This is a genomic window from Flavipsychrobacter sp. (assembly GCA_041392855.1).
Lineage (GTDB): Bacteria > Bacteroidota > Bacteroidia > Chitinophagales > Chitinophagaceae > UBA5543.
The window spans coordinates 200,404-212,942 of sequence record JAWKLD010000001.1 but is presented as its reverse complement, the minus strand read 5'-3'; the positions used below and the strand labels follow the sequence as shown (position 1 = coordinate 212,942).

General features: G+C 38.6%; 14 protein-coding genes. 4 read left to right on the top strand and 10 right to left on the bottom strand.

All coding sequences use genetic code 11. The annotated features are described in order from the left end of the window. Window positions 1-46: 46 nt before the first annotated feature. The 6 genes from purB to R2800_00985 all read right to left on the bottom strand — a co-directional run bounded on the left by purB (window position 47) and on the right by R2800_00985 (window position 5,275). Window positions 47-1,387, bottom strand: a complete 1,341-nt coding sequence (purB, locus tag R2800_01010; GenBank protein MEZ5015604.1) for an adenylosuccinate lyase — start codon at window positions 1,385-1,387, stop codon at window positions 47-49. Window positions 1,388-1,428: 41 nt separating this feature from the next. Then, window positions 1,429-1,950 (bottom strand): GNAT family protein, encoded by a 522-nt coding sequence (locus R2800_01005; GenBank protein MEZ5015603.1) that lies wholly within the window; start codon window positions 1,948-1,950, stop codon window positions 1,429-1,431. Then, on the bottom strand, window positions 1,950-2,504 hold the full coding sequence (locus R2800_01000) for a thioredoxin family protein (protein ID MEZ5015602.1): 555 nt from the start codon (window positions 2,502-2,504) through the stop codon (window positions 1,950-1,952). Before R2800_01000 ends, R2800_01005 begins: the two co-directional genes overlap by 1 nt. Window positions 2,505-2,530: 26 nt before the next feature. Next, window positions 2,531-3,802 (bottom strand): aminotransferase class V-fold PLP-dependent enzyme, encoded by a 1,272-nt coding sequence (locus R2800_00995; GenBank protein ID MEZ5015601.1) that lies wholly within the window; start codon window positions 3,800-3,802, stop codon window positions 2,531-2,533. Between the two features lie 93 nt (window positions 3,803-3,895). Next, window positions 3,896-4,804, bottom strand: a complete 909-nt coding sequence (gene xerD, locus R2800_00990) for a site-specific tyrosine recombinase XerD (protein MEZ5015600.1) — start codon at window positions 4,802-4,804, stop codon at window positions 3,896-3,898. Window positions 4,805-4,816: 12 nt separating this feature from the next. After that, window positions 4,817-5,275 carry a MarR family transcriptional regulator gene (locus R2800_00985; protein ID MEZ5015599.1) on the bottom strand — a complete coding sequence of 153 codons (459 nt, stop codon included), beginning with the start codon at window positions 5,273-5,275 and terminating at the stop codon, window positions 4,817-4,819. An 85-nt stretch (window positions 5,276-5,360) separates the two neighbouring features. On the opposite strand from R2800_00985, the gene aroQ reads away from it, so the two are divergent. Beyond that, complete coding sequence (gene aroQ / locus R2800_00980; GenBank protein MEZ5015598.1) at window positions 5,361-5,801, top strand: type II 3-dehydroquinate dehydratase; 441 nt, start codon at window positions 5,361-5,363, stop codon at window positions 5,799-5,801. Here aroQ and fmt read toward each other — a convergent pair. Beyond that, a complete protein-coding gene (fmt, locus tag R2800_00975) occupies window positions 5,781-6,713 on the bottom strand; it encodes a methionyl-tRNA formyltransferase (GenBank protein ID MEZ5015597.1) in 933 nt (310 codons plus the stop codon). The two genes, aroQ and fmt, sit on opposite strands and share 21 nt — an antisense overlap. A 90-nt stretch (window positions 6,714-6,803) precedes the next feature. On the opposite strand from fmt, the gene R2800_00970 reads away from it, so the two are divergent. The 3 genes from R2800_00970 to R2800_00960 are packed head-to-tail and all read left to right on the top strand — an operon-like array spanning window position 6,804 to window position 8,398. After that, window positions 6,804-7,358, top strand: a complete 555-nt coding sequence (locus R2800_00970) for a sigma-70 family RNA polymerase sigma factor (protein MEZ5015596.1) — start codon at window positions 6,804-6,806, stop codon at window positions 7,356-7,358. A gap of 37 nt (window positions 7,359-7,395) precedes the next feature. Beyond that, window positions 7,396-7,926, top strand: a complete 531-nt coding sequence (locus R2800_00965) for a hypothetical protein (protein ID MEZ5015595.1) — start codon at window positions 7,396-7,398, stop codon at window positions 7,924-7,926. Between the two features lie 16 nt (window positions 7,927-7,942). After that, entirely contained in the window at window positions 7,943-8,398 is a 456-nt protein-coding gene (locus R2800_00960; GenBank protein ID MEZ5015594.1) for a hypothetical protein, read from the top strand. A 1-nt stretch (window position 8,399) separates the two neighbouring features. On the opposite strand, the gene R2800_00955 is transcribed toward R2800_00960, so the two are convergent. Genes R2800_00955 through mrdA form a run of 3 tightly spaced genes read right to left on the bottom strand, consistent with a single transcriptional unit; the run spans window position 8,400 to window position 12,499 of the window. Then, window positions 8,400-9,143: an MBL fold metallo-hydrolase gene (locus tag R2800_00955; GenBank protein MEZ5015593.1), complete on the bottom strand. Its 744-nt coding sequence runs from the start codon at window positions 9,141-9,143 to the stop codon at window positions 8,400-8,402. A 10-nt stretch (window positions 9,144-9,153) separates the two neighbouring features. Then, complete coding sequence (rodA, locus tag R2800_00950) at window positions 9,154-10,473, bottom strand: rod shape-determining protein RodA (protein MEZ5015592.1); 1,320 nt, start codon at window positions 10,471-10,473, stop codon at window positions 9,154-9,156. 1 nt (window position 10,474) lies between these two features. After that, on the bottom strand, window positions 10,475-12,499 hold the full coding sequence (gene mrdA / locus R2800_00945; protein ID MEZ5015591.1) for a penicillin-binding protein 2: 2,025 nt from the start codon (window positions 12,497-12,499) through the stop codon (window positions 10,475-10,477). Window positions 12,500-12,539: the final 40 nt, after the last annotated feature.

The following is a 12,539-nucleotide window of genomic DNA, read 5'->3' as shown; positions in this document are numbered from 1 at the left end:
ATTGTTAATTTCACTTTTGAACTGCAATAAATTACAAAGTCATGTCTTAAAAAATACCCGTATAGTTATGTGGCGTGATCTTTTTTAGCTCCTTTTTCAACTTCAGTGTCACATTCAATCCATCTATAAACTTATGAATATCGTTCTTATTTATAGACGTTTTACCTCTTGTAAGTGCCTTTAAAGCTTCATATGGTTGAGGGTAGTTTTCTCTACGCAAAATTGTTTGTATCGCTTCTGCCACAACAGCCCAGTTATCTTCAAGATCCTCCTTTAGCTTATCTTTATTCAGGAGTAACTTACCTATACCTTTCTGCAAAGACTTTAAGGCAAGCAAGCTATGCGCAACAGGAACACCTACATTTCTCAAAACGGTACTATCTGTCAGATCGCGTTGCAAACGACTAATAGGCAACTTCGCAGACAAATGTTCATACAGTGCGTTAGCAATACCCAGATTACCTTCTGCATTCTCGAAATCGATCGGGTTAACTTTATGAGGCATTGCACTACTTCCTACTTCACCCTTCTTTACTTTCTGTTTGAAGTACTCCATTGAAATATAGGTCCACATGTCTCTACACAGATCAATAATAATTGTATTGATACGCTTCAAGGCGTCAAATTGTGCTGCTATATTATCGTAATGCTCTATTTGCGTAGTATACTGCATACGCTCCAGCCCTAGCTTCTTATTCACAAAGTCATTACCGAACTTTGCCCAGTCCATTTTAGGGAAAGCCACATTGTGTGCGTTGAAGTTACCCGTTGCACCACCAAACTTTGCAGCATGAGGTATATGGCTTAACAACCTTATTTGCCCTTCCAACCTTTCTACAAACACCATCAACTCTTTACCTAATGTAGTAGGAGATGCCGGCTGCCCGTGTGTGCGAGCTAGTAAAGGAATACCTTCCCAATCACTAACAAGGCTTTTTAGCGATAACACCACTGTTTGCAATTCTGGGAGATACACTTCTTCCATAGCCTCCTTCCAAGACAAAGGAACAGAGGTATTATTTACATCTTGGCTTGTAAGCCCAAAATGCACCCACTCTTTCACATCAGAAGCACCAAGTGCCTCCAGCTTTTCTTTCAGAAAATATTCAACCGCCTTTACATCATGATTGGTAACACGTTCTATATCTTTTATTTGCTGTGCATCAGCCTCTGTAAAGCTTGTATATATCTTACGAAGTTTGCCGGCCGTAACACCTTCTGGCAATGAAAATACCTTCTTCTGAGACAAGAAAATAAAATACTCTACCTCAACCCTTACGCGATAGTATATTAGACCATACTCTGAAAAATAGGGCGCAAGTGCTGCCAATTGTCTACGATAACGACCATCTACTGGGCTTATTGCCGAAAGTGCAGTTAATTCCATGCGGCAAAGATAATAAAACCAACCTGTAGAATATATCTAGATTATTCTCCTATGCCGCCTTCGAGAACCCACCTTTTCACAGGCTGTTCAAAGTTGATAAAGCCGGGTGTAGTGATGTACTCTTTTAGTAGCTTAAAACCTAGCTTTCCCAATGTTCTGTTAGGTGCTTCGTTTAATGCATATGGCTCACAGTAAAGCCTTTTTAATTGATAATTTTTAAAAAAATATGGGATACTCATTTTCACCAACTCCACTCCCATTCCCTTTTGCCTGTGCACACCATCCCACAGATGCAAATGCATGTAAGCTTCCTCTCCAAATTGTATTTTATTGATATTGCAATGTCCAATTGCCACTCCGTCCAAAAGCCATATCAAAGCATAAGATTGCTTTTCTTCAATAGGTGTGTTTATTTGCTTGATTAGCATCTGCTCCCAATCTTCACGCTTTGGCAATTTTGATAGCTCCACTCCCATACCTATCATATGGTCTGTATCAGAACCTAACCAATAGGACGCTATTGACCCAATATCCTCTTTTGTTATTTCTCTTACCGATAACATTATTTCCATTTTATATTGCAGCCTATACTTGGCTTCTGAACAGGGGGGATAGTTGTATCTTCTAACAGGCTATTTAAGACAGCTCTAATATCCTTACCCGTTACAGGAATACCATTACTAGGTCTTGAATCATCTAACTGACCATGGTACACTTCTGATAGTTTTTTGTCAAACACATAAAGATCTGGCGTACATGCAGCTTTATATGCCTTAGCAATCTCTTGAGTTTCATCGTAAAGATAGGGAAATGGATAGCCTAACTTTTCTGCATTGATCTTCATTTTTTCAGGGGCATCCTGTGGATAATTAACTACATCATTACTACTAATAGCAACGAACCCAACTCCTTTAGTATTATAATCACTAGCCAACTTGACCAATGCTTCGTTAACGTGTAAAACATAAGGACAATGGTTGCAAATAAACATTACAACAGTAGCCTTATCTCCTTTGACATCTGCCAATGAAATAAACTTATTAGACAAGGTATCTATTAAATGAAAATCAGGAGCCTGTGTTCCTTTCTCAGTGCTATTAGATTCAGTTAATGCCATATAGGATGCTTATTAAGCCTCCTAATTTACACTACTTTTTTTATCTCTTCTATTAACATATCAATATCTTCCGTACTGTTGTATATATGTGTAGACACTCTTAAGCAGTTCAGCTTACTCTCTGGAACATACCTTATCCGCACACCTTTATCTATGCTCTCTGTAAAGAATTTCTTGTTATCAATACCTTTTATCACAAAACTATTAATACCACAAAAAGACTCTTTTTCCGTAGGTGTTAGCAACTCCACTTTATTTCCTATAGATAGCAATTGCTCCTGTGCGTAAGTGCCTAGGTATTTTATGCGTTGATATATATTTTGCACACCAATATGCTCTAGAAAATCTACTGTTGCTACAAGGCCATCCAAAAGGCCCGTATTTTGTGTACCACCATAATACCTATGTGCAGTATCTGTATAACTTTCAATACTAGCTTCCTCTCCAGAAAGCTCCCATGAGGCAGAACCTCCACCTACATATTTAGGTATTAGATTGTCTTGAAACGATCTATTTACATATAAAAAACCGGTTCCTTTGGGTCCGAGCATCCACTTGTGCCCACAACTAGCATACACATCGCAGCCTAGATCTTTTACATCAACAGGCAGCATACCTGGCCCATGAGCACCATCTATAAAGGTATATATGTTATCCTTTTGTGCTATTAAACAAATATCTTTTACCGGCAATATCTGCCCCTGAGTACAGGGCATATGAGGCACTGCTATTACTCTTGTTTTAGAGCTGATAAGCTTTTTCACTCTATGCAAGGTTTCATCAGCGGTATCAGCAGGCGTAAAGGTTTTAATGACGATACCATCTTGCTTCATCCTATTCAACCAAGGTAACGCATTACCAACATGCTCATGCGTGGTCATTATTACCTCATCCCTTCTTTTCAAAGGCACTCCCCAGCAGGCTATATTTATCCCTTCCGTCACATTATGAGTAATAGCTATTTCTTCTTTAGCTGCGCCAATAAACCTTGCGAGGCTTTCGACTACTTCCTTACCATGATGATATTTACCTTTCTCATCGGTCAGCATCATTCCTCTATGAATAGCTTCTATCACAGGGTAAGGTGAAGGCCCAACTGTACCATTATTTAAATAAGCATACCCTTTTTCCAGAGGGAACAACTCCCTTACATCTCCCCAATACTTTTTATCGTCACTCGCAACACTTCTTCCTTGAGTTGCTGTACGATTCATAGTTGCCATTGCATCTATTTCACTAATAGTAAATCCTGCCAGTAAGGAAGCAGACCTTATAAACCCTCTGCGATTGAACTTCATACATGACTAAAGTATACAAAAAAGCACTAATAAATTACTCTATCATACGAATACAGCCTTCTATGCTACCAAATGCAACTTTAATACAACCAATTATTCCTTACTACTAAAGCGCGGGTGATACTTCTTTAACGTATCTCTGAGGTAAGAACTATCAAGATGTGTATATATCTCTGTAGTAGTAATACTTTTATGCCCCATCATTTCTTGTACTGCTCTCAAATCGGCACCGGCTTCTACCAGATGAGTAGCAAATGAATGCCTTAAGGTATGAGGATGTATATTTTTTTTGATGCCCGACTTTTCTGTAAGGTCTTTTAAAATAAGAAAGACCATCACCCTTGATAATTTGCCCCCTCTTCTATTTAGGAACAGGATATCTTCAGCACCCTGTTTAACTTTTATAGTATTCCTTATATGGCTTTTGTATATATTGATATGCTTTACAGCTGTTGTACCTATAGGCACAAGACGTTCTTTATTTCCTTTACCAATTACGCGAATAAACCCAACATCTAAATAAAGACAGGACAGTTGCAAACCTACAAGCTCACTAACCCGCAATCCACAGCTATACATCACTTCAAGCATAGCCCTATTCCTCTGCCCCTCGGGCGTGCTATGGTCTATGTTTTCAAATAGTGTATCTATCTCGTCTAAGCTTAAATATGCGGGAAGTGCTCTTTTCAACTTAGGCGCCTCCAATAGCTGCGTAGGGTCTGTTTTAATAACCTCTTCTAATTGTAAATAGCGAAAAAAAGACTTTATACCACTCAACACTCTAGCTTGTGTACCAGCAGACAAGCCCAGCTCTGTAACGTGCCTTAAAAAATATTGTAGATCCGATAGTTCTAACTGATCTATTGCCTTATTACTGTTGGTGCTAGAAATATAATCAGCTAGCATAGCCACATCGTGCAGATAGGCATCCACTGTATTATCTGACATGGAGCGCTCGAGTTGCAAATAAGCTTTAAAGCCCTTTAGATATGCCTGCCACACAATCTTAAATATTTATTCGTTCCTAAGCTTGTCTAAAACATCGCCTAACATTCTAGCTTCTTCTTCAGTAATATTTTTACTCACGTTGCCCAACATAGCCAAAAGTGGTTGTTCTATATCTTCAAGCAGTTTCAAACCAGCCTCTCTAATAACTATATCTACCCTTCTTCTATTATCCTGACACTCATTTCTTTCCACAAGCCCTTTTACCAAAAGCTTATCGATCAGCCTAGACACATTAGACATCTTCTGTATCATACGATCTTGTATCTCATACAAGTTCATAGGGCTTCCTTGCTGTCCACGAAGTATTCTCAACACATTATATTGTGGTTCTGTAATATCAAATGGCTTCAGCACTTGACTTACATTTTGTTGTAACCAAACACCGGTGTACATTATATTAATGTATGCACGCATGTAAGGATCCTTCATAGGTTTTGTTATAATAAGCTCCTCTATTGTAGGCATATGTAAAACAGATTAATTATTAACGGCTACTACAAAAGTACATAATAGTGTCTTTTTATTAATATTGTGTCTAAAGATTGTAAGAATGTTGCAGATAATGATAATAAATGGCCCTAATCTTAACCTATTAGGCAGTAGAGAGACTGATATATATGGAGGGCAAACATTTGAAGACTTCTTCATGTCACTACAAGGATCTTACAAAGAAGAGATAGCATTTACCTATCAACAAAGCAATGTAGAAGGCGAAATAGTCAATCTTATACAAGACGCAGACAAAACAAATGACGGGATCATCCTAAATGCTGCTGCATACACGCATACCAGTGTTGCCATTGCAGATGCTATAGCTGCCATTAGTACTCCAACAATAGAAGTACATATTTCTAATATCTATACCAGAGAAGAATTTAGAAAAACAAGCCTTACTGCTGCCAACTGCATCGGAGTAATAACAGGGCTAGGGCTAAATGGCTATTCCCTAGCGGCACAGCACTTTTTACACCTAGCCTCTAAAACCTCTTAGGAAAGAAGCTATATCCATACGTTTTTTCCCTTGCAGCTGCATATCCTCAACAGCTATCCAGCCATCAGACGCAGCAAACTTTAAATAGGTTTTATTATCGGTTTCATAACTACCTATAGCAGCATTATGTGAAGCTACTTCGTAGCTAGCCGAGTATATTTTCATAGTGCTATCCTGCAAGTCTGTATAAGCGCATGGATATGGAGACAACCCTCTTATAAGGTTATATATATCCATTACATTTTTACTCCAGTCTATCTTTGTATCGGGCTTGAATATTTTAGGTGCTGCTTTAAGATTCTCTACCGCTATATCTTTTTGTGGTATCTCGTTTAATGTTCCTGCCGCAAGCCCCTTTACTGTTTCTACTAACAAAGCAGCTCCCTCATTCATCAACAACTCATAGATCTTTCCTAGATTATCGTGCTCACCTATAGGCACCTTCCTTTGCAGTAATATATCTCCTGTATCTATTTCATGCTTAAGCTTAAAAGTTGTCACCCCTGTTTCCTGCTCCCCATTTATTATAGCCCAGTTGATAGGCGCAGCCCCTCTATACTGAGGCAATAATGAACCATGAACATTAATAGTACCCATTGGTGGCATATTCCATACCACTTCCGGCATCATCCTAAAAGCTACCACTACCTGAAGGTCAGCACACAAGCCTTTAAGCTCCTCTATAAAGCCTTCGTGCTTCATATTAGTAGGTTGCAATATATTCAGTCCTGCTTCTAAGGCATATTTCTTCACATCAGAAGCTTGCAACTGCTTGCCCCTACCCGCTGGTTTATCAGGGGCGGTTACCACTCCCACAACATTTGCCCCTGCTTCTACCAGTGCCTTTAAAGAAGCTACTGCAAACTCAGGTGTTCCATAATATACGATCCTTATTTCTTCAAACTTTTTCATTGGCTGCAAAGCTAAAGCAGATTTGGAGAAAAACTACCTTATTAAACTTTAGCGGTTTAATTTAGTCTAATAGATAAGAACAAAACAAATATGCCCCCAAACGTAATTATAGACGACAGTGAGATATTGGGCTTGTTTAGCAAAGCGGCAACTAAAGAGCTTGCTTTCAAACACTTGGTCGTAAAATATCAAGAGCGTTTATACTGGCATATCAGACGTATGGTTGTAAGCCATGACGACACTGACGACATATTGCAAAACCTGTTCATCAAAGTTTGGAAAAATCTGGAGAGCTTCCGTAGTGATGCCAACCTATATACTTGGCTGTATAGAATTGCCACTAATGAAACACTTACATGGATAGAAAAAGAGAAGAAAAGAAAATCTATACCACTTGATGGTGAAGACGGAATATATACGGACAAGCTAATAGCGGAAAAAGGCTTTGATGCCAATAAAATAGAATGGAAGCTGCAACAAGCCATCCAATCGCTACCCGAAAAACAAAAAGCAGTTTTTTGCCTGAGATACTATGAGGAGATGCCTTACGATGAAATGGCCATCATTTTAGACACCTCAGTAGGAGGATTGAAAGCATCTTATCATCATGCAGTAAAAAAGGTGGAAAGTTTTTTAACAAGCTAATTAAACATATAAGGTTTTATACTGTCTAATAAAAGGAATGAAACAGAACAATGACATACAAGAAGAGCTACAAATGCTCAACAGTAAGCTAGGCAATATTTCTAAAGAAATGCCTTTTACTGTACCTCATCATTATTTTGATGAGCTCTATAGTCATGTTTCATTACAAACCACAAAAAAACATGCAGCACCACATATAGTGCCAGAGGGGTATTTTGACAATTTACCTGAGGCAATGTTCGAGCGGCTCAAAAAAGAGCTGGAAGAGGAAAAGCCTGTGACTAAGCGAGTTAGCTTTAACTGGCGTAGCATAAGTATGGCTGCAGCGGCTGTTATCATTATACTTATCAGCATAGGCATTTACCAACAACCACATGAACAGCCTCTTTCTGCAACTGAAAATTTAGCGCAGATATCAGATGAAAAAATACTAGCCTATATGGAAGATAATATAGACGACTTTGACATGGAATTAATTAAAGCATCACTACCCAACACAACTCAAGAAATCAATTTCAAAGAAGTTGACAATACGACCATTAACGATTATTTATACAGCATAGACTAAGCATAAAGCAAACAAAATGAAAAAGCTATTATTCACGATATTACTGATAACTCTAGGTTCTTCCTTACTGTTTGCCCAAAGAGACAGAGGTAGATATGAAGAGATACAAACCATAAAAATTGGCTATATCACCAAAAAATTACAGCTTACGCCTGAGCAAGCCAAAGATTTTTGGCCGATATATAATGCATTTGAAAAGGACAATCATGAGCTTAGAAAAAGCTTTGGTAGCCAATATCATAAAGAAAACCCAGACGCCTCACGAAAAGAGGCTATGGACTATATCAATGCCGATATCCATTACCAAGAGGAAAAGCTAGCCTTAAAAAAGGAACTTATCCAATCATTAAAAGGAAAAATAACCGAACAACAAATAGCAGACCTTTTTATTGCTGAACGAGAGTTTAGAGCCATGCTCATTAAACGCTTACACAACAAAGGTGGTAGCAGTAGAGGCAACAGAGGCCGATAACCTACAACTGAGACACTGGGAGTTTCACATCATGATAAAAAAGAAACTGCCAAGCTTCATTCTTGCCTTGCTCAGCATACTGTGCCCTTAGCTCCATAGCACGCTTACCATTGTAGTCGTACTTTGCTATGTATTTTATTTTCATCTGCTTCAGTTGTGGTGCCTCGTCTCCACCAAAAAACACCTTATTCTGCCCGTCATCTATCAAATAAACAATATGCTGTGGACTGTGACCACCTGAATGAAAAAACTTAATATAACCATCTATTACACCCTCTTCCCCATCAAGCCATTCTACCTGATCGCTTGAAAGAACAGGATGTAAAGAATCAGGATTAAAAGAAGGAGCACCTTTTTCTAATGCAAAATCAGCTTCTGGCCTGTATATATAATACTTAGCATTAGGGAAAGTTGTCTTTACCATTCCATTATCATCTTCATAACATAGCCCGCTAGCATGGTCTTTATGCAAATGGCTCATCAACACTTTAGTAACCTCTTCGGGTTCGTACCCATTCTTTCTAAGGTTGGTATGTATTTGCAAAACACCATCTTTCTTATAGCCCAGTCCTGTATCCAGCACCATAACATCCTTATCTGTAACTATCAAAAAAGGTTGTATATCTACCAGCAAAGAACCTCTGGGTCTATCCGTCAACTCGTCTTTATCTACATCAAAAGGAACAAAGTCTTTATCATGACCAACTGTGAACACACCTTCTGATAACGGGATAATTTTTGCCATGGGCGCAAAGTTAACGTATCAATACTTGTCTATCAGCATCTAGGCGCAATAAAATAAATATCAATATACTGAAGGACAACAATGACGACCCTCCATAACTTAACAGAGGCAATGTAATGCCAATAACAGGAGCTATCCCAATGGTCATGGACACATTAATAGCAAAGTGGAAGAAAAGGATAGATGCCACACAATAGGCATATACTCTACTAAATACTGAGCGCTGCTCTTCTGCTAAATACACTATTCTGAGCATCAGCATTAAGTAGATAAGCACCAAAACCGTACTTCCTAAAAAGCCAAACTGCTCTCCTACAGCGCAGAATATAAAGTCAGTATTTTGCTCTGGAACAAATTCGTTTTTAGTTGATGTTCCATTTAAATAACCTTTACCTGAAAAACCACCTGAACCTATAGCGATCTTAGATTGAGTAACATTATAATTGGATATACCCTTTCTCTTTTTACCTCTATCTTTTTCTGGCAAATACTCTTCAGGAACTTGTTGTCCCAGCGTAGAATATATTCTTTCTATTTGGTGTTTTTGTAAAACATGCTTGAACGTTATTGGTACTATCACTTGTGAGAACAAGATACACACCAGCCAGCTACCAATTAATACAAGCCTTAGTGTCCATCCTTTTTTTAGTCCATTGCGTAATAATACAGCCAACAATACCGCAATAGCAGTAATAGCGACGAACAATGTTGTTTTATCTACCAATAAAGTAGCCAGAGTTAAAGCAATGCTTGAAAATCCAATAATAAGCACACTATGCGGAAGCCCTTCTCTATACAGCACTAATATGAAGGATAAATAGACTAAGGCTAACCCTGTTTCTTTCTGCAAAACAATAAACACCGCAGGCATTAAAGCAATAGCCACACCAATAAGTTTATATTTCAATTCTTTGAATTGAGTTTCGGGTGAGGATAAGAACTTTGCTAAAGCTAAAGACGTGAATATTTTACAAACTTCACCCGGCTGAAATTTAAAACTCCCTACCCCTAACCACGACTGTGACCCCTTCATGGGTATGCCTACAAATATGGTAATAATAAGCAAGAACAGGCCTATTGTATAGGACATATAGGCTATTGACGAGAAAAACTTTGTATCAGTAAATAAAATAAGCAACCCAAAGAACAATGAAATAAATAACCACATTATCTGTCTTCCATGGCTTTTACTAAATACAAACACACGGGTATCAGTACTGCTATATTCTACAGAAAATATAGACAGCAAACCTATACCTATCAACAACAGGTATAACACAAATGTGATCCCATCTATTCTACCAAAAACCGATTTACTGTTTCTACCCATCTTATTTAGCCCCTTTTATATAAGTAGACATATACCACTTTCTTATCATCAAAGAATCTCTCACACTGTTAGCGCTATCTCTCACCCTTAACCTTTCCAACCTTCTTTCCTCTCTTACTCTATCTGCCTCACGTTGGCTTGCATCTATTTCATAAATATGTTCATTGATCAGATTCGCCTTATAGAGCTTATCCTCTAAATACAACCTTCCAGTAGCTATAGTATCATTTAAATACTTTTCCATCATAAGACTAACAACAGGACCAGCCCATGTGGCACCAAAACCTGCATTCTCAACCACGGCAGCTAAAGCTATCTTAGGGTCTTCTCTGGGAGCAAATGCCACAAATACAGAGTGGTCTTTCATTTTGATCACCTTTGTACCTATTCTTGCTTTATTCTCAACAGTACCTGTCTTAGCACATACATCAACATTAGGTAGTTGTGCTACCTTTCCTGTACCAAACTCTACTACATCCTGCATACCCAGGGCTACAACATCATAAACCTCCTGCGGCATACTAGTCACTACGTGCTTTTCTTTATATGCTTTTAACTTAGGGTGATCGGCATTACCATTTATAGACCTTACAAAATGTGGTGTGTAATAGTACCCCTTATTCGCAATAATACACATAGCATTGGCTAACTGCAATGGAGTCAATGCTATTTCACCTTGCCCCATACCTGTGAACAGGACCATACAAGAATTCCACCTTCCATTATACGCTCTATTATAATACGAGGAATCAGGTAGTAGTCCTTTTCGTTCATACGGCAGGTCTACTCCCAGTTGTCTGCCAAAGCCAAAATCATTGTAGTATTCATACCATTTCTGTAACCCCTTCTTCACCCCTCCAAACTTCTTACTATCAATTGCCAAACGTAGTATGTGTACAAAATAAGCATTACAAGAGTTGGCTAACGCTCGGCGTAGGTTTGCTGCGTGGCCGCCTCCGGTGTGCGTACAACCAATTCGTTTACCACAGGAATAATACCCACCTGCACAAGGGTAACCAAAATTAGGCGTGATAACCCCTATATCTAATGCCACCAACGCAGTTAAAGGCTTAATCGTTGAACCTGGTTGATAGTACGCTTGTGTAGCTCTATTAAACAACGGTTTTGTAGCATCATAATAGAGCCTAGAGAAGTTTTTTGCTCTTTCCCTACCTCCAAGCAAGTTAGGGTTGTAGCTTGGAGCGCTCACTAATGCTAGTATACCGCCCGTTTTAGGATTTATTGCAACAACACTTCCTATCTTATGACTCATTAGTCGCTCACCATACGCCTGCAGTTCTACATCAAGCGACAATTCTAAACTACTTCCTGCAATAGCCTGTGTATCTAATGCTCCCTTTTTATAAGGTTCTGTAGGTCTGTTGTAGTTATCCCGTTCAAAAAAGTAAACTCCTCTTTGTCCTCTCAGCTCTTCTTCATATTCATGCTCCAGACCATTTATACCAATATAATCTCCACGTTGGTAGCTGACATAACGCTCATTTTTCAACATTCTGGGAGATATCTCTCCTATATAACCTAAGATAAGTGCAGAAGTAGAGTCTGGATAGGTTCTTATATAACGCTCACTCATCTCAAAACCGTCAAAAGCATACATATTCTCCTGCAATCTGGCTGTCTGAGCTTTGGTAAGCTGCTCTACCATTATGCCTTTTCTTACAGGCCCGTAGCGCACTCTTGTTCTATCCAACAGTTCTTCAAAACGAGCTTTATCAATACCTAAGATCCCGCATAGCTTCATGGTATCTAGCGTCTTAGGCACTTTACTATAGGTAGCCATAAGGTCATATACTACCTGATTGTAAAGCATTACTTTATGGTTTTTATCATATATAACACCACGAGGAGGATAGACAATTTTTTTATATATGGCAATATTATTCGCCATAACCTTATACTTATCATCTACAATCTGTATGTAAAAAAGTCGCCCTACTATCACTAGTGCAACCAGCGTAAATAGTGATGTAATGACCCACATGCGCGGCTTGTCCGCTAATGACATACGATTTGAGATTAAAATTTGAGGACTAACACAAACCTAC

Bases quoted from the DNA above. Each gene is read 5' to 3' on its own strand.
- purB (MEZ5015604.1), bottom strand. From the start codon at position 1,387: ATGGAATTAACTGCACTTTCGGCAATAAGCCCAGTAGATGGTCGTTAT.
- R2800_01005 (MEZ5015603.1), bottom strand. From the start codon at position 1,950: ATGTTATCGGTAAGAGAAATAACAAAAGAGGATATTGGGTCAATAGCG.
- R2800_01000 (MEZ5015602.1), bottom strand. From the start codon at position 2,504: ATGGCATTAACTGAATCTAATAGCACTGAGAAAGGAACACAGGCTCCT.
- R2800_00995 (MEZ5015601.1), bottom strand. From the start codon at position 3,802: ATGAAGTTCAATCGCAGAGGGTTTATAAGGTCTGCTTCCTTACTGGCA.
- R2800_00985 (MEZ5015599.1), bottom strand. From the start codon at position 5,275: ATGCCTACAATAGAGGAGCTTATTATAACAAAACCTATGAAGGATCCT.
- aroQ (MEZ5015598.1), top strand. From the start codon at position 5,361: ATGTTGCAGATAATGATAATAAATGGCCCTAATCTTAACCTATTAGGC.
- fmt (MEZ5015597.1), bottom strand. From the start codon at position 6,713: ATGAAAAAGTTTGAAGAAATAAGGATCGTATATTATGGAACACCTGAG.
- R2800_00970 (MEZ5015596.1), top strand. From the start codon at position 6,804: ATGCCCCCAAACGTAATTATAGACGACAGTGAGATATTGGGCTTGTTT.
- R2800_00965 (MEZ5015595.1), top strand. From the start codon at position 7,396: ATGAAACAGAACAATGACATACAAGAAGAGCTACAAATGCTCAACAGT.
- R2800_00960 (MEZ5015594.1), top strand. From the start codon at position 7,943: ATGAAAAAGCTATTATTCACGATATTACTGATAACTCTAGGTTCTTCC.
- R2800_00955 (MEZ5015593.1), bottom strand. From the start codon at position 9,143: ATGGCAAAAATTATCCCGTTATCAGAAGGTGTGTTCACAGTTGGTCAT.
- rodA (MEZ5015592.1), bottom strand. From the start codon at position 10,473: ATGGGTAGAAACAGTAAATCGGTTTTTGGTAGAATAGATGGGATCACA.
- mrdA (MEZ5015591.1), bottom strand. From the start codon at position 12,499: ATGTCATTAGCGGACAAGCCGCGCATGTGGGTCATTACATCACTATTT.